The following is a 22,592-nucleotide window of genomic DNA, read 5'->3' on the forward strand; positions in this document are numbered from 1 at the left end:
TCACACGACTGGAGACACCGTGGGTCAATTGAAAATCGGCATCGTCGGCGCCGGCATCGGCGGTCTGGCAGCGGCGAACGCGCTGCATCAGGCGGGACACGACGTCACCGTCTTCGAACAGGCGAAGCAGTTCTTCCGCGTCGGCGCGGACATCAACCTCACGCCGAACGCGGTGCGGGCGCTGGACGGGCTGGGCCCCGACATCGCGCAGGCCGCCCGCGCCTCGGGGGCCCGCCCCACGCACCGCATCAGCCGCATGTGGGACACCGGGGAGGAGACCTCGCGCCTGCCGATGAGCGACGAAGCCGAGCGCAAGTACGGCGCGCCGCAGCTCACGATCCACCGGGCGGATCTGCTGGCGGCGCTGGCCGAGGCCTTCCCGCTCGCGCGCGTGCGCTTCGACAAGCGCGCCGAATCGATCGCGGCGACCGACACGGGCGTGGGCATCCGCTTCAAGGACCAGAGCGAAGCCACCGAGCTCGACCTGCTGATCGGCGCCGACGGCATCCACTCCGTGGTGCGCAACGCGATGTTCGGCGCCGAGAGCCCGCGCTTCACCGGCGTGGTCGCCTTCCGCGCGGTGGTGCCGACCGTGCGCGTCCGGGACGTGCCGAACATCGCCGCCTTCACCAAGTGGTGGGGCCCGTCGCCCGAGAGCCAGATCGTGACCTTCCCGCTCAACCAGGGGCGCGACACCTTCATCTTCGCCACCACCGCGCAGGATTCGTGGCACGAGGAATCGTGGACCACCGCGGGCAACGTGGAGGAGCTTCGCGGCTTCTACGCCGGCTTCCACCCCGATGCGCGCGCACTGCTCGACGCCTGCGACGCCGTGCTCAAGACTGCGCTGTACGAGCGCGATCCGCTCACGCGCTGGTCCAACGGCCACATGACGCTGCTCGGCGACGCCTGCCATCCGATGATGCCCTTCATGGCGCAGGGCGCGGGCATGGCGATCGAGGACGCGGTGGTGCTGGCGCGCAACCTCTCGGACGTGGACAAGCCGGCGCAGGTGCCGGCCGCCCTGGCGCGCTACGAGGCGATGCGCATCGAGCGCGCGAGCAGCATCCAGATCGGCTCGCGCGGCAATCAGTGGCTCAAGGCCGGCGGCAACGCCGACTGGGTGTACGGCTACGACGCCTGGTCCGTGCCGATGGCGTGACGATCGGCAGCCCCGGGCCGGCCGGTTTCGGTGACACTGCGAGGCGTTCAAGCAACGAGCGCCGCACCATGCCCGATATCCGATCCGATCTGGCCAAGATCACCTTCAGCGTCCTGAGCATCGCGCTCCTCATCGCCTCGTCGCTCTGGATCCTCCGCCCGTTCCTGGGCGCCACGATCTGGGCCGCGATGGTGGTGGTCGCAAGCTGGCCGGCGCTGCTGTGGTTCGAGGAGAAGCTCTGGGGGCGCCGCAGCCTCGCGGTGCTGGCGATGGTGCTGATCCTGCTGCTACTGTTCGTGCTGCCGCTGACGATGGCGATCTCGACTATCGCCTCCAACGCGGACGAGGTCTATTCGTGGGTCAAGGCGCTCATCGCCCGCGGAGCGCCGCAACTGCCCGACTGGGTCGGCCGGCTGCCGTTCGTCGGGCCACGGCTGACGGACGCGTGGAACGCGCAGGTCGCCTCGGGCGTTTCCGGTCTCGAATCCCAGATCGCGCCCTATGCCAAGCAGGTCACCTCCTGGTTGCTCGCGCAGGCAGGCGTGGTGGGCGCGCTGACGCTGCAGTTCCTCCTCACCGTCGTCATCGCGGGCCTGATGTACGCCCAGGGCGAAACCGCCGCGGCCACGATGCGGCACTTCGGCCGCAAGCTCGGCGGCGAGCGCGGCGAAGGCGCGGTCGTGCTGGCCGGCAAGGCGATCCGCGGCGTGGCGCTCGGCGTGGGCGTGACCGCGATCGTGCAGGCGGTCACGGGCGGCATCGGCCTCGCGATCGCCGGGGTGCCTTTCGCGGCCCTGCTGACCGCGGTGATGTTCATGTTCTGCATCATCCAGATCGGCCCGACGCTGGTGCTGGCGCCGGCGGTGGTCTGGGTGTTCTGGAACGGCTCGACCGGCTGGGGCATCTTCCTCCTGGTCTGGACCGTCATTGTCGGAACGATGGACAACTTCCTGCGCCCCTGGCTGATCAAGCGTGGCGCCGACCTGCCGCTGCTGCTGATCTTCGCGGGCGTGATCGGCGGGCTGCTCGGCTTCGGGCTGGTCGGGATCTTCGTCGGGCCGGTGCTGCTGGCCGTCTCGTACACCCTGATGGTCGCCTGGCTGGACGATCCGGAGCCACTTTCGGTGCCGGTCAGGTAGAAAGTCACAAAAAGATACAGGCGCATTCCTACGCTGTGACGACGGATATTGAAACTGGCGCGTTGATTGCTATCTAACGATCATGAACGCTATCGAAATCCTCACAGGACCCGCCATGCAAATGCTCTACGACTCCGACTCTTTCGTCGTCGTGCACGTGCAGCCGACCGAAGGCGATGCGCCGGTGGCGCCCAATATCCCGGCCCTGGCCCGCCATGGCTTCGAGATCGTCGACAAGCGTTCGGGCAAGGAGGTCTACCTCGATGGCTCCTGGGCCGAGCTTTTCCAGCAACAGATCGCCGCCCGGCAGCTCAACACGCCCACACAGGAAGAAGTGGAAGACACGCTGGAGGGCTACGCCGAGCTGGCGCACACCCCGGTCCTCGTGCACTGACCCGACGCCACTTCGTGACAGGAGCGCTTCGGCGCTCCTTTTCATTTGCGGCCGAAAAGCCAGCCGTACAACGGTCCCACGATGATCAGCACGGCGACCAGCCGGCACACCTGGAACGCCGTCACCACCGGCACGCCGAGCTGAAGCACCTTCGCGGTGATCGACATCTCGGCGATCCCGCCCGGCGATGTCCCGAGGATCATGGTCGCTGGATGCAGCCCGGTCACCATCGCCAGACCCCACGCAAAAGCGCCGCACAGCGCGATCAGGCCCAGCGTTCCCAATGCGACGGTCCCGAGCCAGCGCGGCGCAGTCTGAAGAAATTCGCGGCTGAAGCGCGCGCCCAGGCTCACGGCGATCACGAGCTGCGCCGTGTTCGACAGCCAGGTCGGCACCGCGGAAAGCTGGACGCCCGCGACGCTGAAGCCCATCGCCACCAGCAGCGCGCCCATGAACCATGGGTTGGACCGCCCCGTCGCCCGCATCAACAGCGCCCCGACGCCCGAGGCCAGCATCAGCAGGAAGAGACCGCCGGGACGGACCTCGCGCGCGCCCGACAGGTTGACCTCCAGGCCGTGCATGCCGCTCCACTGCATCGCGAACGGGATCAGCACCGTCACCATGACCACCCGCAGGCTGTGCGCCGACGCCACCAGATCGGTGCGAGCGCCGGCCCGCTCGGCAAGCAGCGTCATCTCCGATGCGCCGCCGATGGCACCTGAAAAGTAAGCCGTCGCTCTCATCGAACGCGCCGGTACATGGGACATGCGCGCCGCGTGCAGCCGGTAGAGCCCATACGAGAACGCCCCGCCCATCGCGAGCGCCCAGGCAATCGCCAGCGCGATCGCCCACCAGACGCTCGCCACCAGCGCGACCACCTGCGGCGTGAAATAGAGGCCGAGCGCGGTACCGATCGCCCACTGGCCCGCGTTGCGCAAGGGCGTGTGGCTCGCGGTCGGTGCGCCCGCGATGGAAGCGATGGAGACGGCCAGCAGCGGCCCGATCATCCAGGGCAGCGGCGTATGAAGTGCGAGACAGACACCCGCGGCGGCCAGGGCCAGCAGGAGCGTGGCGAGCACACGAAGCGGGAATCGGAGGGAAGCGTTGGACAAGACGGGAGCTGACGGCGGTGCGCGGGCCGGGGCATAGTACGGCATGCCTCTCCTCCGCATCCAGGCGTTCCTTCGCCTCGCGCCGCTCGTCGGCGCCGCCACGCTCGCGGCCTGCGCCGCCACCTCGCCGTCTGCCGACGCGCCGACCGCCGACGCGCCGACCGAGCGCCGCGTCGCCGCGTTGCTGCCGGTCGACGCGCTGCTCCTCGGCGAGCAGCACGACGCGCCGGAACACCAGGTGATCGAGCGCGAGACCGTCGAGGCGCTCGCCGCCGGGGCCGGCTGGCCGCGCTGGCGATCGAGATGGCGGAGGAAGGCAATGCCACCGGCTACCTGCCGCCCGACGCGACCGAGGAGCAGGTCAGGACCGCCCTGAGCTGGAACGACCAGGCCTGGCCCTGGAGCGCCTACGGCCCCGCGGTGATGGCGGCGGTGCGCGCGGGGGTGCCGGTCATCGGCGCCAACCTGCCGCGCGAGCACATGATCGACGCGATGGCCGACGTCTCGCTCGACGCCCAGCTCACCGCCGATGCACGCGCCGCACAGGAGGAAGCCGTCCGCGCCGGCCACTGCAACCTGCTGCCCGAATCGCAGATCGCGCCGATGACGCGCATCCAGATCGCCCGCGACCGGGCCATGGCCCAGGCGATCGTCAAGTCGCGTGCGCCGGGCAAGACGGTGCTGCTGGTGAGCGGCGCCGGACACGCGAACAGGGCGCTGGGCGTGCCGCAACATCTGCCCACCGATGTGTCGGTGAAGGTGGTGCAGATGCAGGCGGGCGGGCCGCGTGACACCGCGGGCGCCTTCGACATCGCATGGCCGACGCCACCGGTGCCCGAGAAAGACTACTGCGCCGAAGTCCGCCCGGTCAGGCGTGCGTCCTGATCGAGTCGGCCAGCGTATTGACCAGCGTGTCGATGTGCGACGTCTCGACCACGTAAGGCGGCGCGATCACCAGCACGTCGCCCGCGGGCCGGACCAGCGACCCCTTGTGGAAGCAGTCCAGGAAGATGTCGTAGGCCCGCTTGCCCGGGAGCCCGGCAACCGGCGCCAGTTCCACCGCCGCCGCGAGACCCAGGCTGCGGATGCCGATGACGTTCGGCAGGCCCTTGAAGGTGCTGTGGAAGGCATCGCCCAGCAGCTTGCCCATTTCGCCCGCCCGCTTGAACAGCTGCTCCTTCTGGTACAGCTCGAGCGTCGCGATCGCCGCCGCGCAGGCCACCGGGTGGCCCGAATAGGTGTAGCCGTGGAAGAACTCCACCACGTGCTCCGGCGCGGAGGTGTTCATCATCGCGTCGTAGAGCTTGTCGCGGCAGATCACGCCGCCGAGCGGAATGACGCCGTTGGTCACGCACTTGGCGAAGTTCAGCATGTCCGGCACCACGCCGAAGTAGTCCGACGCGAAGTTGGTGCCCATGCGGCCGAAGCCGGTGATGACCTCGTCGAAGATCAGCAGGATGCCGTGCTTGTCGCAGATCTCGCGCAGCCTCGCGAGGTAGCCCTTGGGCGGGATGTACCAGCCGGCCGAACCGGCGATCGGCTCCACGATGATCGCGGCCACGTTGCTCGGGTCGTGCAGCGGCAGGATGCGCTGCTCGAGGTCGGCCAGCGCATCCTCGACCCACACCGGCTCCTCGTTGTGGATGTAGGCATGGTTGACCGGGTCGTGGATGAAGCGCATGTGGTCCACGCGCGGCAGGAAGGCCGAGCCGAACACCTTGCGGTTGCCCGGGATGCCGCCGACCGACATGCCGCCGAAGCCGACGCCGTGGTAACCCTTCTCGCGCCCGATGAAGACATTGCGGTGCCCTTCGCCGCGTGCGCGGTGGTAGGCCAGCGCCACCTTGAGCGAGGTGTCCGCCGCCTCGCTGCCCGAATTGCAGAACAGCACCTTGTTGAGGTCGCCGGGCGCCATCGCGCTGATCATCTCGGCGGCCCGGAAGGCCTTGTCGTTGCTCACCTGGAAGGCGGTCGCGTAGTCGAGCGTGTCGAGCTGCGCCTTGATCGCCTCGTTGATCGGCTTGCGATTGTGGCCGGCGCCCACGCACCAGAGCGACGAGATGCCGTCGATCACCTTGCGCCCGTCATGCGTGGTGAACTCCATCCCGTCGGCCGCCACGAAGACCCGCGGGTCCTTCCTGAAATGGCGGTTGGGCGTGAAGGGCAACCACTGGTTGTCCATGCTGAAGTCGTTGTAAGCCATGAATCGCTCCTGAAAAGAACCCACCCCCGTTGCTTGCTCACTTCGTGTAGCCGCCTCCCCCGCGAGGGGGCGCATCCGGCGGCCCGACAGAGCCGGCTCCGCGGATGCCCTGGGTCGGGCTGCGCCGATTTCATGGGCTGCGGGTGGTGCGCAGCACAAGGGTCCGTCGGGATTTTGGCATCGCCCTGCGACAATCATCCACGTTATGACCTCCGCGTACATCCTTACCCTCTCCTGTCCCGATCGAACCGGCATCGTCCACGCCGTCTCCGGCTTCCTGCTCGATCGCAACGGCAACATCGAAGAAGCGGCGCAATACAACGACCATGGCACGGGCCTGTTCTTCATGCGCGTGCGCTTCGCGTGCAACGAGAGCGAAGCCGCGCTGCGCGAGCAGATCGGCGATCTGGCGACCAGGTTCGGGATGACCTGGAAGCTCTACGCGGCCGCCGAGCCGATGAAGACGGTCATCCTGGTCAGCAAGGAAGGCCACTGCCTCAACGACCTGCTGTTCCGCTGGAAGAGCGGGCTGCTCGCCATCGACGTGCGCGCCATCGTCTCGAACCACCGCGACTTCTACCAGCTCGCGGCGAGCTACAACGTGCCCTTCCACCACATCCCGGTGACTGCCGCGACGAAGGCGCAGGGCGAGGCCGAGCAGCTCGAGATCATCGAATCCGAAGGCGCCGACCTCGTGGTGCTGGCGCGCTACATGCAGATCCTGAGCAACGACCTCTGCACCAGGCTGGCGGGCCGCGCGATCAACATCCACCATTCGTTCCTGCCGAGCTTCAAGGGCGCCAAGCCCTACTACCGAGCGCACGACCGCGGCGTGAAGCTGATCGGCGCCACCGCGCACTACGTGACCGCCGACCTCGACGAGGGCCCGATCATCGAACAGGACGTGGAGCGCGTCGACCACACCGACACCGTGGAAGACCTGACCGCACGCGGCCGCGACACCGAAACCCAGGTGCTCGCGCGCGCCGTCAAGTGGCACAGCGAGCATCGCGTGCTGCTGAACGGGCACCGCACTGTCGTGTTTCGCTGACGCCGATCTCTTCCCGCGCACCTGGAACGCGCGGCGCCGCCGGCCGGTGGGCGCTCGCGGCGCCCTGCTCTTGTAATATTTGTTCACAAACAAGAGAGGGGAATCGTGACTCCAGCGCCAGCAAGATCGTGGGCTTGCCTTGCCGTCCTCGCATGCGCCCTGATGCCGGCCTGGGCGACACCGGATCTGATCCCATATTCGGATGGACCGCTCGACGCAGCGGAGCTCTTCGAACGGGTCTCGCCGAGCATTTGGCTGGTAATGACCGCCGACGAATCCGGCAAGCCCATCGCCTCCGGCAGCGCAGTTGTCATTGCGCCTGAACTGGCGGTCACCAACTGCCATGTGCTGACGAAGTCAGCCAGCGTGACCATCCGCCGCGAGACCGTCCAGTACACCGCGCGGCGCGACACCTCCGACGAAGCCCGCGACCTCTGCCTGATGACGGTACCGGGCTTGCGGGCGCCAGCGGTCACGCTCGGGCACGAATCGTCGCTTCGCCCCGGCATGCGCGTCTATGCGATCGGCTCGCCGCGCCGACTGGAGCAGACGATCAGCGACGGCCTGCTGTCGGCGTTGCGCCGCGATCCCGCCGGCGAGCTGCAGATGGTGCAGACCAGTGCGCCGATATCGCCAGGCTCCAGTGGCGGCGGCCTGTTCGACGCGCATGGGCGGCTCATCGGCATCACGACGTCGGGCATGCGCGACTCGCAGAACCTGAACTTCGCGGTGCCGGCGCGGTTGGTCGCGGAACTGGCGCGACGCAGCAACGCGCCCGCGGGGCGGGCTGTGGTGATTGCGGCGCCGACAAGGGCGCAGCCCGAGACTCCCGCCGTTCAGCCGCCACCCCCGTGCGGACGGCACGCAGCAACCCACCTGTTCCAGCGCCCGCAGCCCCGCCCGCCGTGCCGCCCCCGGCAGCGCTTCCGCCCGTCGCGGCCCTGCCGCCGGCCGATCCCGCACCTGCAGCGCCGACCCCACGCGCCATAGGGCCTGCACGCATCGAATACCGCTTTCTCGACCGGCTGACCGGCAATGCCGAGGTCGGTGGTCTTCGCGCGAGACCCGGACAGCGACGAGCCGGGCACGCACAGCTACAACAACCGCGCATGGATCGAGAAGCCCAACGGGGAAGTCGTGCGCACCGGTCCGGCGATCGCCGGCGAATTCGACGGCATGATGCCGCCCGGCGGCTGGGTTGCGGGGTTGCTGGCAGGCAATAGCACCTGGACAACGCGCTACTCGGTCAAGGTGGGGGATTCGTCCTCGAGCATGGACCTGCGAGCACGCGTGGTCGGCGAGAGCACTGAGGTCGTCGGAGCACAGGTGCTGCGCGTGGTCCAGGTGGAATACACCGGATACACGCAGCGCTCATACAGCAGCGTGGCCCTCACGCAGAACCAGAACGGCTCCTACCGCGCCATGCTGGTCTTCGCGCCGGACATCGGGCGCACCCTTCACTTCGAAGCTCGCACCCGCGGTGGATTGGGCGGCGGCGCATACGTCATCGATGAGCAGTTCGACCTCGTGGGCCTGCGCTGAGGTTTCGCCGGATGCAAAATGTCCGGTCCGAAGCTCTTCGCAGACCGAGCCATGAACGCGCCCATCTCGATCGAACAACAGGAACACTTGCAGCGCAGCGAGCGGCAGGCGCAAGTCGTGCGAGCGCTGCAATCCGAGTTGCCTGAACACGCGTTGCTCTGGCAGCGCGAAGACACGGTCCCCTACGAATGCGACGGGCTCACCGCCTACCGCCAGCGCCCGCTGGTCGTCGCACTGCCGGAGACCGAGGCGCAGGTCGCCGCCGTGCTCAAGGCCTGCCACACGCTCGGCGTTCCGGTGGTGGCGCGCGGCGCCGGCACCGGCCTCTCGGGCGGCGCGATGCCCAACGCAATGGGCGTGACGCTGTCGCTCGCCAAGTTCAACCGCGTCGTCAAGATCGACCCGGTGAGCCGCACCGCGGTCGTGCAGTGCGGGGTGCGCAATCTCGCGATCAGCGAGGCGGCCTCGCCTTTCGGCCTCTACTACGCGCCCGATCCATCGAGCCAGATCGCCTGCACCATCGGCGGCAACGTGGCCGAGAACTCGGGCGGCGTGCATTGCCTGAAGTACGGCCTGACGCTGCACAACGTGCTGCGCGTGCGCGGCTTCACGGCAGAAGGCGATCCGGTCGAGTTTGGCGGCGAGGCACTCGACTGCGCTGGCCTCGACCTCCTGCCGCTGGTCATCGGCAGCGAAGGCATGCTCGCGGTCACCCTTGAAGTCACCGTCAAGCTGGTGCCCAAGCCGCAGCTCGCGCGCTGCATCATGGCCAGCTTCGACGACGTGCGCAAAGCGGGCGATGCGGTCGCGGCCGTCATCGCCGCCGGCATCATCCCGGCCGGGCTGGAGATGATGGACAAGCCCATGACCGCCGCGGTCGAGGACTTCGTTCATGCAGGCTACGATCTCGACGCCGCCGCGATCCTGCTGTGCGAATCCGACGGCACGCCCGAAGAGGTCGAAGAAGAAATCGGCCGCATGACCGAGGTGCTGCGCGGCTGTGGCGCCACCGCGATCGCCTGCAGCGAGAACGAAGACGAGCGCCTCAAGTTCTGGAGCGGCCGCAAGAACGCCTTCCCCGCATCGGGCCGCATCAGCCCCGACTACATGTGCCTGGATTCGACGATTCCGCGCAAGCGGCTGGCCGACATCCTGCTCGCGATCCAGGACATGGAGAAGAAATACAAGCTGCGCTGCTGCAACGTCTTCCACGCGGGCGACGGCAACCTGCATCCGCTGGTGCTGTTCGATGCCAACGACCCGGACGAGCTGCACCGCTGCGAGCTGTTCGGCGCCGACATCCTCGAGACCAGCGTCGCGATGGGCGGCACGGTGTCGGGCGAGCACGGCGTGGGCGTCGAGAAGCTCAACAGCATGTGCGTGCAGTTCACGTCCGAGGAGAACGAGCAGATGTTCGGCATCAAGCGCGCCTTCGATCCGGCGGGCGTGCTCAATCCCGGCAAGGTGATCCCGACCCTGCAGCGCTGCGCCGAATACGGCAAGCAGGTCTTCCGCGCCGGCCAGCCGCAGCCCTTCGCGGACATTCCGCGCTTCTGAGCATGAAGGGGTTGCAAGGACTGGCCTGGTTGCTGGTGTTCCAGTCGATCGGCGAAGTTCTTTCGCGCGGCCTCTCGCTGCCCTTCCCCGGGCCGGTGCTCGGCATGATGCTGATGCTCGTGGGCCTGCGCTTTCCGCTCGTGCGCGAGCCGGTGGCCGAATGCGCCGGCTTTCTGCTCACGCACCTTTCGCTGCTCTTCGTGCCGGTCGGCGTCGGTGTGATGACGCACCTCGCGCTGCTCAGCCAGTACGGCGGGCGCATGCTGATCATCATCGCCTTGTCGACGTGGATCGGGCTCGGCGTCACGGCGCTGGTGCTCTGGTGGCCGGACCGCAGGAACGAACAACGAAGCGAGCCCTGAGGATCACCGTGCCGCGTTTCGTCGAACTCTGGATCTATCTTTCCGCCACGCCGCTCTTCGGGCTCACTGCCACGCTGGTCGTCTACCTGATCGCGACCGCGGTGTACGCGCGCCTCGGGGGCGCCCCCTGGGCCAACCCGGTGCTCTGGTCGGTGATCGTGCTCGCGGGCGGCCTGCTGCTCACGCGCGTGGACTACCAGACCTACTTCGCGGGTGCGCAGTTCATCCACTTCCTGCTCGGCCCCGCGGTGGTCGCGCTCGCATGGCCGCTGTGGCAGCGCCGCGCCGAACTGCGCGCGCGCTTCGGGCGGCTGCTGCTCGCATCGCTGCTCGGAGGCGCCGCGGCCGGCGGGTCGGCCGTCGCCTTGGGATGGGCACTCGGATTGCCGCACGACGTGGTGCTGTCGCTCGCGCCGAAGTCGGTGACCGCACCGGTCGCGATGGGCATCTCGGAAAAAATCGGCGGCATCCCCGCGCTGTCGGCGGTGTTCGCGGTGCTCACCGGGATGATCGGCGCGCTATCGGGCAAGTACCTGTTCGACATGCTGCGGATCAGCACCAGCCCCGCCGGCTTTGCCGCGCGCGGCTTCGGCCTCGGCACCGCCGCGCACGGCATCGGCGCTGCACGTGCCTTGCACGTCAACGCCGATGCGGGCGCCTATGCGGCGCTGGCGCTGGGCATGCAGGTGGTGCTCGCCGCGCTCCTCATGCCGCTGGTGTTCCGGCTGTTCTGAGGCGGTCAGCCCCTGTTCGGATTGTTGGGATGGCGGTCGTACCGGTTCGGCACGCCGTCATGGTCGTTGTCCCAGCGGCCGGACTGGTAGTCCCAGCGGCCGTTGTGTTCGCGCCATTCCGGCGCACGATAGGCATAGCCCGGCCTTCCGCGCATCCAGTCGCCGCGGTACCAGACATAGCGGTGGCCGTTCCACTCGTAGTGGCCCGGCGCCCAGACGTAGCCGGGGCGCGGCGGCGGCACAGGCTCGTGGCGGACCGGGGGCGGCCCGACCTGGACCGAGATCACGGCCTGGGCCTGCGCAGCGGTCGGCGCGACCATCGCGGCGCCTACCGTCAGCAGGGATGCGACGCCCATGGCGAAAGTGACAGCGAGTTTTTTCACGGGGACTCCTTTTGAGTTGCTGGAGGCTTCATCCTCCCTGCCCCATGTGAACTGCTTGTAAGGCCGCGACGAAGTGTTGTGTAGAGCTGTGACTCGACTCGTCGCCCGCCTCACCAGGTGTCGACGTAGGCCGCGGCCTCGCGCTTCGAAGCAGCGGAAGACGCCAGCCCACGCACCAGCCACGCGCGCGTATCCGCAGGATCGATCACCGCGTCGATCTCCAGCGTCTGCGCCATGTGGATCGCCTCGCCGTTCGCATACTGCTGCGCGACGAGCTTCTTGAACAGCGCGTCGCGCTCGGGCCCTTCGGCGGCGGCTTCGAGCTCCTTGCGGAAGCCGAGCCGCACCGCCCCTTCGAGCCCCATCGCGCCAAACTCGCCGGTCGGCCAAGCGACCGTGAACACCGGCGCATCGAAGCCGCCGGCGGTCATCGCCTGCGCGCCGAGCCCGTAGCCCTTGCGCAGGACCACCGCGAAGTAGGGAACCCGCAGGTGCGACGCCACCATGAACATGCGGCACACGTGGCGCACCTGCGCCTGCGCCTCGACCTCGGGGCCGACCATGAAGCCCGGCGTGTCGCACAGCGCGACCAGCGGCAGGCCGTGCGCATTGCACAGCTGCATGAAGCGCGCCGCCTTGTCCGCCGCCTCGACATCGATCGCGCCGCCCAGATGGTGCGGGTTGTTCGCCAGCAGCCCCACCGGCTTGCCTTCGATGCGCGCGAGCGCGGTCACGATGCCCGCGCCGAACCCGGCGCGCAGTTCCAGCAGCGATCCGGTGTCGACCACGCCGCGCATCGCCGCGCGCACGTCGTAGACGCGCAGGCGGTTCTCGGGCACCGCATGGCGCAGCGCGCGCGGGTCGGCGCATTCCCAGTCGTTCGCCTCTCCCTGGAAGTACGAGAGGTACTGCTTCGCGGCCGCCACCGCCTCGGCCTCGTCCTTCACGAGGATGTCGATCACGCCGTTGCGCGACTGCACGCTGCTCGGCCCGATCTGCTCCGGCGCGAAAGTACCCAGGCCGCCGCCCTCGATCATCGCGGGGCCGCTCATGCCGATGTTGCTGGCCTCGGTCGCGATGATGACGTCCGCGCAGCCGAGCAGCGCCGCATTGCCCGCGAAGCAGCGCCCGTGCACGATGCCGACCACCGGCACCTTTCCCGACAGCGCCGCGAACTGGCTGAAGGTGTGGTTGTTCAGACCCGCGACGATCGGCATGTCGGTATCGCCCGGCCGGCCGCCGCCGCCCTCGGCGAACAGCACGACCGGCAACCGCAGCTGGTGCGCGATGCCCAGCATGCGGTCGGTCTTGTGGTGGTTGCGCAGGCCCTGCGTGCCGGCGAGCACGGTGTAGTCGTAGGACATCACGACGCAGCGCGATTTCTCGGCGCCGAACTGCTTCGCGTTGATGCTGCCGATGCCGGTCACCATGCCGTCGGCCGGCGTGTTGGCGATCAGGTCTTCGAGCGAGCGGCGGCGCGTCTGCGCCGCGATCGCCAGCGCGCCGTATTCGGTGAAGTTGCCCGGGTCGTCGGCCAGCCCGCACAGGTCGGCGATGTTCTCGCGCGCGGTGCGTCCGCCCTGTGCGTGGCGCTTTGCCACCGCCGCGGTGCGGTTCGCATCGAGCGTGAAGGCGTGGCGGTCGATCACCTTCTGCAGATCGGGGCGGATCGCGTCGAGGTCCTGCACGACGCGCGCCTCGGCTTCGACCGAATGCGCATCGACCGGCTCGAGCTTCACCAGCGACTGTCCTTCGACGAGGTAGTCGCCCGGCTCGGCCAGCAGCGCGACCACACGGCCGGCGGCAGGCGCATGCAGCAGGTGCTCCATCTTCATCGCTTCGAGCACGCCGATCTGTGCGCCTGCCGGAACGACGTCGCCGACATCGACTTCGAACTGCACGAGCTTCGCGGGCATCGGGGCCTTGATGCGAAGGCCGTCTTCATCGTCCTGCTGCACGCTCGCCTCGGCCTGGACGGCCGCGGGCCGCGCGTGCTTCGCGACCGCCGCGTCGATGTGCGCCGCGGACGCCAGCAGGTCCGCAAGATGTGCTTCGACGAAGCGCGTGTGCACCGCCTGGGCGGCGAACTCGGGCCGCGTGCCGATCGCGCGAAGAAGCGACAGGTTGGTTGCGATGCCATCGATATGACACTCTTCGAGCGCACGCAGGGAACGCCTCACCGCATCGGCGAAACGCGGCGATGACGAATGCACGATGAGCTTCGCGAGCAGCGTGTCGTAGTGCGGCGAAGGCGCGAGCCCCGCATAGCCATGCGAATCGACGCGCACGCCGGGCCCCGCCGGCAGATCGAATCGCGTCAGCGTGCCGCCGGACGGGCGCGCGTTGCCTTGCGCATCGAGGGTCTCGGCATTGATGCGCCACTGCACCGCGAAGCCCCGCTGCGGCGCGGTGCGGGCGGGGTCGATGCCGAGATCCGCGAGCGTCTGTCCGCTCGCGACGCTGACCTGGAGCTGCACCAGATCGAGCCCGGTCACCGCTTCGGTCACGGTGTGCTCGACCTGAAGGCGCGGATTGGCTTCGATGAACACGAATGGCAGCGTGGTCGACTGCTCGTCCACGAGAAACTCGAACGTGCCCAGGCTCTGGTACCCCACCGCCTTCGCCAGGCGCAGCGCCGCCTGCGTGACCTTGTCGCGCAAGGCTTCGGGCAATGACGGGCTCGGCGCGATCTCGACCAGCTTCTGGAAGCGGCGCTGCAGCGTGCATTCGCGCTCGCCCAGGCTCGCGACCACCTGGCCGTCGCCGAGCACCTGCACCTCGATGTGCCGCGCATTGCGCATGAGGCGCTCGACGTAGACGCCTTCGACGCCGAAGGCGGCCTTGGCTTCCGACATGCAACGCGCATGCGCCTCGGGCAGTTCGTCGGCATTCAGCACTGCGCGCATACCCCGCCCGCCGCCGCCGCCGATCGCCTTGACCATCACGCCGGCACCTTCGGCCTGCTGGGCCGCGAAGAAGGCTTGCGCCTCGGCGAGCGTCACGGCGCCCGCGCTGCCGGGCATCACCGGCACGCCGCACTGCTCGGCCAGCGCCCGCGCACGCGCCTTGTCGCCGAAGAGCGCGAGCTGCTCGGGCGTCGGGCCGATGAAGCGCAAGCCCGCATCGGCGCAGGCCTGCGCGAAGTCCGCGCGCTCGCTCAGGAAGCCATAGCCGGGATGAACCGCATCGCAGCCGTGCTCGCGCGCGATCGCGATCAGCGCGGCCGTGTCGAGATACGCCGACGGGCCGGTGGCCGGGAGGGGAACCGCGACGTCGGCCAGTTGCACATGCAATGCCGCCGCATCGTCCCTGGCATGCACCGCGACGCTCGCAATGCCGAGGTCGCGCAGCGCACGTACCAGCCGCACCGCGATCTCGCCGCGGTTGGCAATCAGAACTTTTTTCAGCATTCGGTCAGTCCTTCAGCATTCGGCGCAGTACCTTGCCCGCGCCGGTCGTCGGCAGGGCGTCGATGAAGCGGACCACACGGGGCGCCTTGTAGCTGGCCATGTTCTCGCGCGACCACGCGACGAGCCCATCCGCGTCGATGTCCGCGCCGGGCTTCTTCACGATGAAGGCCTTGACCACCTCGCCCTTCTCCGCGTCGGGCTGCGCGACGACGGCGGCCTGCGCGACGGCCGGATGCTTGATGAGGATGGTCTCGACTTCCTCGGGGAACACGCTGTAGCCCGAGACCTTGATCATTTCCTTGAAGCGGCCGATGAAGGTGAGGTAGCCGTCGGCGTCGAGCTTGCCCATGTCGCCGGTATGCACCCATCCGTTGCGCAGGGTCGCGGCGGTGGCTTCTGGCTTGTTCCAGTAGCCCTTGAAGGTGCCCGGGCTGGCGAGCACGATCTCGCCGATCTCGCCCGCCGGCTTGTCCGCGCCGGAATCGGGATCGATGATGCGGATGGTCACGCCCGGCACCGCCACGCCCTGCGTGCCCCAGCGCGGCGCGTGATGCGGCGTGTACGTGTCGCAGGTATGGCTTTCGCTCAGGCCGTAGGCGGCCTCGAACGAACTGCAGTTCTTGGCGAAGCCGCGCCACTGCTGCGCGAGCGGCTCGGTGAAGGCGATGCCGAAGCTGGTGACCGGGTTCATGCGCAGGCTCGACAGATCCATGTCGGCGATGCCAGGCGCCTGCATGCAGGCCACGTTCATCGGTGCGATGCTGTACCACCAGGTGACCTTGTAGCGCTCGATCGCCTGCAGGGCAGCGCGGGGCTCGAAGCGGTGCAGCAACACCGAGGTCGCGCCGGCGAGCACCGGCACGTTCACGCCCATCAGCATGCCGGCGATGTGATAGAGCGGTGCGATCGACAGCAGCACGTCGTCGCCGTCGACGCCATTGCAGTCCGCCGCGGCGCGTGTCTTGAAGAGTGCGTTGCCGTAGCTGAGCATCGCGCCCTTGGGCAGGCCCGTGGTGCCCGAGGTGTAGGTCATGAGCGCGACGTCGTCGAGCGAAAGCGCCACGGCCGCAGGGCGCGCGCCGCTCTTCATCACCGCGAGGAAGTCTTCGCCGCCGGCCGGCACGCTGCGCGCCTCGCCTTGCGCAGCGGCCAGTTCGGCGGGCAGGTCCAGCGCGGGCGACGAGGGCAGCAGGTCCGCGTAGTGCACGACAAACACGTGTTCGAGCGCTGTCGTCGCACGCACCTTTTCGACCACCGGCAGCAGCGACGATGCCGCGACGATCACGCGCGCATTGAGGTCGCCCACCTGGTAGGCCAGCTCATGCTCCTTGTTGAGCGGGCCGCTCGGGCACACGATCGCGCCGATCTTCTGGATGCCGAAGTGCGCGACGAGATACTGCGGGCAGTTGTTGAGGAACAGCACCACCGGATCGCCCTTGCCGACACCGATCGCCTGCAGCCGCGCGGCGAAGGCATCGCTCGCCGCATCGAGCTCGGCGTAGCTCATCGCGTGGCCGTACCAGATGCAGGCCGGATGGCCGCCGCGCTCGCGCGCATGCATGCGGAGGTACTCGTGCAGGGGCTGCTGCGGTCGGTCGGGAAGCTGGGTTGTCTCCATGGCGTCACTTTCACAGGGTTATCGATAGGGTTGGCCGCTTGCCAATCGCCGCATGGTGCACGAACAATCCTACCCATGGGTATAACTTCGGCGACACCGCAAAAACCCTCTGGGCAAGGCCCTGCGCCCTGCGCGCGGCCCGACCGCCCGCAGGGCACGGGCCGGCAGCGCGCCGCCACCGCGGGCACCGACGTGCAGCGCGAGCGCATCCTGCAGGCGGCCACCCGGCTCTTTGCCGCGCAGGGCTACGCCAACACCACGATGGCGCAGATCGTGCGCGCGCTCGATGCGACCAAGCCCTTCGTCTACTACTACTTCCGCGACAAGCAGGAAATCTTCGAGACGCTGTCGTGGCGGCCCGCCGTGGACTGCTTCACCGCCATGGACTTCCCGCCCGACGACCACCGCCGCGCAGTCCTGAAAGTCAAGGAAGGCATCGAGCGGCTGATCCGCGCCACGATCTCGCACCATCCCTGCGCCTTCTTCGCCTACAAGGAACCGCAGGTGTACCGCCCCGAGTACCTCGCGGCGCAGAAGAAGCTCGCGCATCACTTCTACGACCAGCTCTTTCCGCTGCTGGAAGAGGCGCGGCGCGATGGCGACCTCGACTTCGGCGACACCAAGATCACCGCGTTCGCGGCGCTGAGCCTGCCGGGCTTTCTCTTCAGCTGGTACAAGCCCGACGGCCGTCTTTCGCCGGAAGAGATGACGGCCGAACTCTCCAGGCTCGCGTGGCGCGTGATCGGCCTGCGCGAGCGCGGCTGAGCGCGACGAAGCACGCGCCGCCCCTCTTCATCGTCTTCCCGCTTCCCTCACAACCACCTACCGGAGACAGTTCATGAAGTTCCCCTCCCTGCTCGCGCCCGTGGCGGCCGCGGCGCTCGTCGCCGTCGGTTCGGCGCACGCTCAGCAGACCTACAAGATCGCCTACATCGACCCGCTCTCGGGCCCGTTCGCGAACGTCGGCGAGCTGATGCTCACGCACACGCAGTTCGCGATCGAGGACATCAACGCCAAGGGCGGCGTGCTCGGCGGAACCAAGCTTCAGTTGCTCCAGTTCGACAGCAAGCTCTCGGCGCAGGAAAGCCAGAGCGCACTGCAGGCGGCGATCGACCAGGGCGCACGCGCGATCGTCACCGGCGGCTCGGGCTCGTCGGTGGTGAGCGCGATCGTGCAGGCGGTGAACAAGTGGAACCAGCGCAATCCGGGCAAGGAACTGCTGGTGCTCAACCACTCGTCGATCGATCCCGAGCTCACCGGCAAGCAATGCAGCTTCTGGCACTTCCAGACCGACGCGAACACGGCGATGAAGATGAAGGCCATCGCCAACTACATCAAGAAGACGCCGGAGGTGAAGAAGGTCTACCTGCTGAACCAGGACTACGCGCACGGCAAGCAGTGGGCCAGCTACGGCCGCCAGCTGGTGGGCCTCGCGCGGCCCGACATCCAGTTCGTCGGCGAGACGCTGCACCCGATCGGCCGGGTGAAGGACTTCGCGCCCTATGTCGCGAACATCCGCCAGTCGGGCGCCGACTCGGTGATCACCGGCAACTGGGGCCAGGACATGACGCTGCTGCTCAAGGCTGCGGGCGATGCGGGCTACGACCTGCACTACTTCAACCACAGCGCCGGCTCGGTGCCGGGCACGGTGCTCGCGGTGTCGCAGGCCAAGCTCGGGCAACTCACCTGGGTGGCCGAATGGCATCCGGGCCGAGGCCGATTCGCCGAAGGTCGATGCGCTCGCCAAGGCCTACAAGGCGAAGACGGGCAAGGACTTCCTCGCGCCGCGCATCGACATGACGCCACGCCTGCTGGCCGCCGCGATCAACAAGGCCGGCAGCATGGACACGCCCAAGGTGGCGAAGGCCATGGAGAACCTCAGCTTCGATTCGGTGGTCGGCCCGGTTCGCATGCGCGCCGAAGACCATCAGCTGCTGATCCCGCAGGTGGTCAACACCATCGCCCCGGTCGACGGCAAGACGGTGAAGGTCGGTTGGGAAGGCACCAACTACGGCTTCCGTACCGACGCCGTGTACAGCGGCAACGAGCTTGCGCAGGGCACGGACTGCAAGATGGCGCAGCCCTGAACGTCATGATGCGGTACCGTTCGTGCGTTACCGTCGGGTACCGCACCAACGGAGGCCACCGCTCATGACCGCAACCCTGCAACTCATCGGCGCACCGACCGACATCGGCGCCAGCACGCGAGGCGCCGGCATGGGGCCCGATGCCCTGCGCGTGGCCGGCCTCGCCCAGACGCTCGCGCGCCTCGGCTTCGAGGTGGTGGACCGGGGCAATCTCTCCGGACCGGCGACGCCCTGGATCGCGCCGAGCACCGAGCTGCATCACCTCGACGAGGTCGTGACGTGGAACCGGGCCGTCTACGATGCCGTCGACGAGGCGCTCGCCGCCCGCCACCTGCCGATCCTGCTGGGCGGCGACCACTGCATCGCGGTCGGATCGATCAGCGCCGTCGCCTGGCACGCGCGCCGGCGCGGCAAGAAGCTGCGCGTGCTGTGGCTCGATGCGCATTCCGACGTGAACACCGAGACCACGAGCCCGAGCGGCAACCTGCACGGCATGCCGGTGTCGTGCCTGCTGGGCCACGGCCCGGAAGCGCTGACCGGCTGGAGCGGCGAGCGCGCCGCGCTCGAGCATGACGCGATCCGCTTCATCGGCATCCGCAGCGTCGATGCGCAGGAAAAGGCGGCGATCCGCGCGATGGGGCTCAACGTGTTCGACATGCGCCACATCGACGAGCACGGCATGCGCACCACGATGATCGAGGCGTTGCAGGACGTGGACGAGGCCACGCACCTGCACGTGAGCTTCGATCTCGACTGCCTCGACCCGGACTACGCGCCCGGCGTGGGCACCGGCGTGCGCGGCGGGCCGACGTGGCGCGAGATGCAGCTATGCATGGAGATGATCGCCGACACAGGCCGCCTGTCATCGCTGGACGTGGTCGAACTCAACCCGGCGCTGGATGTGCGCAACCGCACGGCGGAAGTGGCGGTGGAGCTGATCGAAAGCCTGTTCGGCAAATCGACGCTGGCGCGCTGACGCACGAGACTGCGCGCCCGGAGAACTCAGCCCGGCATCCCGAACACCGGCGTCGCCGCCACGGCGCCCTCGATGAAGCTGCGCAGCGCCGGCGTGAGCTGCTTCTTCGCGTGCACGACCACGTGGCATTGCCGCACGATCCGCGGCAGCGTCGTGGCGACGCGAGCGAGCCGGCCGGCGTCGATCAGGTCGCGCACCACCCACGACGACAGGCAGGCCACGCCGAGGTTCTCGGCGGCCGCATGCTTGATCGCCTCCGAGCTTCCGAGCTCGATGACGCGCCGCCAGGCGCGCAGGTGCGGCAGCAGTGCCTGGTCGGTGGCCTCGCGCGTGCCCGAGCCGCTCTCCCGAACCAGCCAGACCTGTTCGCGAAGCGCGCGCAAGGGCGCACGCTTCTCGCCCGCGTGCGAGAGCGGGTTGGCCGGCGAGGCCACCACTTCCATCTCGTCCTGCAGCCACGGCGTGACGGTCAGCGCAGGCTGGTGGCAGGAGCCTTCGATCAGCCCGACGTCCAGCTCGAACGCCGCGACCGCATCGCAGATCGACGCCGTGTTCCCGATCACGATCCTCGACTGCCACGCATCGTCGGCGCCGGGCGCCCATTGCGACATGAAGCGGGCCAGCAGCTTCGGCAGGACATAGTTGCCGATCGTCGTGCTGGCACCGATGCGCAGCGACTGCGCCTGTGCATGCCCCTCGTGCGACATCTGTTCGATGCCGGCGGCGCCGTCCAGCAAGGCCAGGGCGCGGGGCAGAAGTGCCCGTCCGTTGTCGTTGAGCAGCAGCCGCTTGCCGACACGATCGAACAGGTGCAGCGACAGCAGCCGTTCGAGTTCGTTGACGGCCGAACTGGTGGCCGACTGCGACAGCGCGATCTCGTCGGCGGCCGCCGTGGTGGTGCCGCTTCGCGCGACGGCGACGAATATCTGAAGTTGCCGCAGCGTCAGCCGCAAGACGTCCATGAAAGCCTCCTTTAGCGATCAGATCGATTGGTTATAACCATATAACCCGTTGGACGGGTTCATGGCAAGTTCCTAAAGTGCCTCCCGAGACACGCAACAGGGAACACGAGCCATGAACCATCCAGCCGCAGCGAATGCCTGCGCCACACCAGCGACCTACCGGGGCCCGCGCCTGGCCACGCAAAGCCGCCGGCTGCTTCCGGGACTCGCGATCTGCGCGCTGCTGGCGACCGCGGGAATCGCGCTCGGCGAGGTCGGCTGGCTGCAGACTCACGGCTTCAGCGCACTGACGCTGGCCATCGTCCTCGGCATGCTCGTCGGCCACACCGTCTATCCGCGCCTGGCGGCCGCCAGCGGCCCCGGCGTCGACTTCTCGAAGCAGAGATTGCTGCGCGCCGGCGTCGTGCTTTACGGCTTGCGACTGACGATGCAGGACATCGGACACGTCGGCCTGGCGGGCGTGGCCGTGGACGCACTGATGCTGGGGTCGACCTTCGCGCTGGCCTGCGTCGCCGGCACGCGCTGGTTCGGCCTGGACCGCAAGACGGCGATGCTCATCGGCGCCGGCAGTTCGATCTGCGGCGCGGCTGCGGTCATGGCCACCGGGCCGGTCGTCAAGGCGCGGGCCGAGCAGGTGACGGTGGCCGTGGCGACGGTGGTCGTCTTCGGCACACTGGCCATCTTTCTCTACCCGGTGCTTTTCGATCTCAGCCAAGAGTGGCACTTCATCCCCGGCGGCACGAACGGCTTCGGCATCTACGCGGGCTCGACGATCCATGAAGTGGCACAGGTCGTGGCCGCCGCGCGCTCGGTGGGGCCGGAGGCCGCCGACACCGCCGTGATCGCGAAGATGGTGCGCGTGATGATGCTGGCGCCCTTTCTCATCCTGCTGTCGGGGTGGCTGGCGCGCGATGCATCGAAGCGGGCCGGGCACGACGGCGCACCGGCTGGCTCGCACAAGACCCGCCTTGCGGTGCCATGGTTCGCCTTCGGCTTCGTCGGTGTCGTGCTCGTCAACTCCCTGCACGTGCTGCCGTCGAGCGTGACTGGCATCGCGACCACGCTGGACACCTTTCTGCTGGCCATGGCCATGGCCGCGCTCGGCTTGTCGACCCATCTGGGCGCCATCCGCAAGGCGGGCCCGCTGCCGCTGCTGCTCGCCGCCATCCTCTTCGGATGGCTGGTGATCGGCGGTGCGTTGATCAACCGGTGGGTTCCGGCCTTACTCGGCTGAGCCCTCAGCCGCGCGTCGGCGACAGCGGCACGGCCCGCAGCGGCGCCTCGACGGGCGGTTGCGCCGGGGGGACCGGCCGGGCCTCGGCGGGTCGGGCCTCCGGGGGCGGCGCCACGTCGTCGGAGGCGGACTCGGGCAGGTAGCGCTCGATCAGCGAGAAGAAGCGGTCGTAGAAGCGGTCGTCCGTCAGGGTTTCGCTCGCGACCTTGACCATCGCGTCGTCGCTGGACGAGAACGGCAGCGACAGCGAACCGATCGCGCCCACGCCGACGCTCGCTGAGTTGTTGACCTTCTTGACGCCGTAGCGGTCCTGCAGCGCGCTCGCGAAGGCGATGGTGCTGCGCGGCTTGCCGCCCTCGCGCGCACAGACCACGCGGAACTCCACCTCCACGTGCACCTCGGAGGCCGGCTGGAAGCTCTTGCGGCCGGTCACCAGCTCCGGGTTGGCGGCGGTGACCATGTAGCCCTGGCTCAGGAGCGCGCGTCGCGCGGCCTCGCAGGTCCTGGCCTCGCTCGCGGTGAAGCTGCGCGTGTGGGTGGTGGTGGAGTCGAATTCTTCCGGCTCGTACGTCAAGCGCTGGCGCTCGGTGACGCCACAGCCGGAGACGAGGACGGCGGCCAGCAGCGCAATCGCTGCGGCAAGGCAAGAAGAAGGACGCATGTCGG

General features: G+C 68.5%; 21 protein-coding genes and 1 pseudogene. 15 read left to right on the forward strand and 7 right to left on the reverse strand.

The features are described from left to right. The first annotated feature begins 19 nt into the window (after positions 1-19). The 3 genes from ACQ858_RS19970 (at position 20) to ACQ858_RS19980 (ending at position 2,695) form a co-directional block, all read left to right on the forward strand. On the forward strand, positions 20-1,162 hold the full coding sequence (locus tag ACQ858_RS19970) for an FAD-dependent monooxygenase (RefSeq protein WP_431274294.1): 1,143 nt from the start codon (positions 20-22) through the stop codon (positions 1,160-1,162). Between the two features lie 68 nt (positions 1,163-1,230). After that, a complete protein-coding gene (ydiK, locus tag ACQ858_RS19975; RefSeq protein WP_431274295.1) occupies positions 1,231-2,301 on the forward strand; it encodes an AI-2E family transporter YdiK in 1,071 nt (356 codons plus the stop codon). 115 nt (positions 2,302-2,416) lie between these two features. Then, positions 2,417-2,695 (forward strand): BTH_I0359 family protein, encoded by a 279-nt coding sequence (locus ACQ858_RS19980; protein ID WP_431274296.1) that lies wholly within the window; start codon positions 2,417-2,419, stop codon positions 2,693-2,695. Positions 2,696-2,736: 41 nt separating this feature from the next. Here the strand turns inward: ACQ858_RS19980 and ACQ858_RS19985 are convergent, their stop codons facing one another. After that, positions 2,737-3,852, reverse strand: a complete 1,116-nt coding sequence (locus ACQ858_RS19985; protein ID WP_431274297.1) for an AbrB family transcriptional regulator — start codon at positions 3,850-3,852, stop codon at positions 2,737-2,739. Between ACQ858_RS19985 and ACQ858_RS19990 the strand changes: the two genes are divergently transcribed. Further along, positions 3,851-4,183 carry a hypothetical protein gene (locus ACQ858_RS19990; RefSeq protein WP_431274298.1) on the forward strand — a complete coding sequence of 111 codons (333 nt, stop codon included), beginning with the start codon at positions 3,851-3,853 and terminating at the stop codon, positions 4,181-4,183. The genes ACQ858_RS19985 and ACQ858_RS19990 overlap by 2 nt on opposite strands. Continuing rightward, on the forward strand, positions 4,111-4,692 hold the full coding sequence (locus tag ACQ858_RS19995) for a ChaN family lipoprotein (RefSeq protein WP_431274299.1): 582 nt from the start codon (positions 4,111-4,113) through the stop codon (positions 4,690-4,692). Before ACQ858_RS19990 ends, ACQ858_RS19995 begins: the two co-directional genes overlap by 73 nt. Here the strand turns inward: ACQ858_RS19995 and ACQ858_RS20000 are convergent. Next, a complete protein-coding gene (locus ACQ858_RS20000) occupies positions 4,676-6,010 on the reverse strand; it encodes an aminotransferase class III-fold pyridoxal phosphate-dependent enzyme (RefSeq protein WP_431274300.1) in 1,335 nt (444 codons plus the stop codon). The genes ACQ858_RS19995 and ACQ858_RS20000 overlap by 17 nt on opposite strands. Positions 6,011-6,215: 205 nt before the next feature. Here ACQ858_RS20000 and purU point away from each other — a divergent pair, with 205 nt between their 5' ends. From purU to ACQ858_RS20030, 6 genes are all read left to right on the forward strand, one after another. Continuing rightward, positions 6,216-7,061 carry a formyltetrahydrofolate deformylase gene (gene purU, locus ACQ858_RS20005; protein ID WP_431274301.1) on the forward strand — a complete coding sequence of 282 codons (846 nt, stop codon included), beginning with the start codon at positions 6,216-6,218 and terminating at the stop codon, positions 7,059-7,061. A 261-nt stretch (positions 7,062-7,322) separates the two neighbouring features. Then, positions 7,323-8,051, forward strand: coding sequence for a S1C family serine protease (locus ACQ858_RS20010; protein WP_431274302.1), 729 nt, complete (start codon positions 7,323-7,325; stop codon positions 8,049-8,051). A 45-nt stretch (positions 8,052-8,096) separates the two neighbouring features. Next, entirely contained in the window at positions 8,097-8,603 is a 507-nt protein-coding gene (locus ACQ858_RS20015; protein ID WP_431274303.1) for a hypothetical protein, read from the forward strand. Positions 8,604-8,654: 51 nt separating this feature from the next. Further along, positions 8,655-10,160, forward strand: a complete 1,506-nt coding sequence (locus ACQ858_RS20020) for an FAD-linked oxidase C-terminal domain-containing protein (protein WP_431274304.1) — start codon at positions 8,655-8,657, stop codon at positions 10,158-10,160. Positions 10,161-10,162: 2 nt separating this feature from the next. Next, entirely contained in the window at positions 10,163-10,522 is a 360-nt protein-coding gene (locus ACQ858_RS20025) for a CidA/LrgA family protein (RefSeq protein ID WP_431274305.1), read from the forward strand. A gap of 8 nt (positions 10,523-10,530) precedes the next feature. Continuing rightward, entirely contained in the window at positions 10,531-11,256 is a 726-nt protein-coding gene (locus ACQ858_RS20030; protein WP_431274306.1) for an LrgB family protein, read from the forward strand. Between the two features lie 5 nt (positions 11,257-11,261). On the opposite strand, the gene ACQ858_RS20035 is transcribed toward ACQ858_RS20030, so the two are convergent. The 3 genes from ACQ858_RS20035 to ACQ858_RS20045 all read right to left on the reverse strand — a co-directional run bounded on the left by ACQ858_RS20035 (position 11,262) and on the right by ACQ858_RS20045 (position 16,667). Beyond that, positions 11,262-11,639: a YXWGXW repeat-containing protein gene (locus ACQ858_RS20035; protein ID WP_431274307.1), complete on the reverse strand. Its 378-nt coding sequence runs from the start codon at positions 11,637-11,639 to the stop codon at positions 11,262-11,264. A gap of 110 nt (positions 11,640-11,749) precedes the next feature. Beyond that, complete coding sequence (locus ACQ858_RS20040) at positions 11,750-15,049, reverse strand: carboxyl transferase domain-containing protein (protein ID WP_431274308.1); 3,300 nt, start codon at positions 15,047-15,049, stop codon at positions 11,750-11,752. A gap of 4 nt (positions 15,050-15,053) precedes the next feature. Beyond that, entirely contained in the window at positions 15,054-16,667 is a 1,614-nt protein-coding gene (locus tag ACQ858_RS20045) for an AMP-binding protein (RefSeq protein WP_431274309.1), read from the reverse strand. A gap of 75 nt (positions 16,668-16,742) precedes the next feature. On the opposite strand from ACQ858_RS20045, the gene ACQ858_RS20050 reads away from it, so the two are divergent. The 3 genes and pseudogenes from ACQ858_RS20050 to rocF all read left to right on the forward strand — a co-directional run bounded on the left by ACQ858_RS20050 (position 16,743) and on the right by rocF (position 19,730). Beyond that, the gene (locus tag ACQ858_RS20050; protein ID WP_431274310.1) at positions 16,743-17,432 is read left to right on the forward strand and encodes a TetR/AcrR family transcriptional regulator; all 690 of its coding nucleotides are present in this window, start codon (positions 16,743-16,745) and stop codon (positions 17,430-17,432) included. Between the two features lie 73 nt (positions 17,433-17,505). After that, a pseudogene (locus tag ACQ858_RS20055) lies at positions 17,506-18,754 on the forward strand (branched-chain amino acid ABC transporter substrate-binding protein). A gap of 64 nt (positions 18,755-18,818) precedes the next feature. Continuing rightward, entirely contained in the window at positions 18,819-19,730 is a 912-nt protein-coding gene (rocF, locus tag ACQ858_RS20060) for an arginase (RefSeq protein ID WP_431274311.1), read from the forward strand. A 26-nt stretch (positions 19,731-19,756) separates the two neighbouring features. On the opposite strand, the gene ACQ858_RS20065 is transcribed toward rocF, so the two are convergent. Next, a complete protein-coding gene (locus ACQ858_RS20065; protein WP_431274312.1) occupies positions 19,757-20,692 on the reverse strand; it encodes a LysR family transcriptional regulator in 936 nt (311 codons plus the stop codon). A gap of 112 nt (positions 20,693-20,804) precedes the next feature. Here ACQ858_RS20065 and ACQ858_RS20070 point away from each other — a divergent pair, with 112 nt between their 5' ends. Next, positions 20,805-21,926, forward strand: coding sequence for a YeiH family protein (locus ACQ858_RS20070; RefSeq protein WP_431274313.1), 1,122 nt, complete (start codon positions 20,805-20,807; stop codon positions 21,924-21,926). A 4-nt stretch (positions 21,927-21,930) separates the two neighbouring features. Here the strand turns inward: ACQ858_RS20070 and ACQ858_RS20075 are convergent, their stop codons facing one another. Continuing rightward, complete coding sequence (locus ACQ858_RS20075) at positions 21,931-22,587, reverse strand: DUF2242 domain-containing protein (protein WP_431274314.1); 657 nt, start codon at positions 22,585-22,587, stop codon at positions 21,931-21,933. Between the last annotated feature and the right edge of the window lie 5 nt (positions 22,588-22,592).

It is taken from the genome of Variovorax ureilyticus (assembly GCF_050632185.1).
Classification (GTDB): domain Bacteria; phylum Pseudomonadota; class Gammaproteobacteria; order Burkholderiales; family Burkholderiaceae_C; genus Variovorax; species Variovorax ureilyticus_A.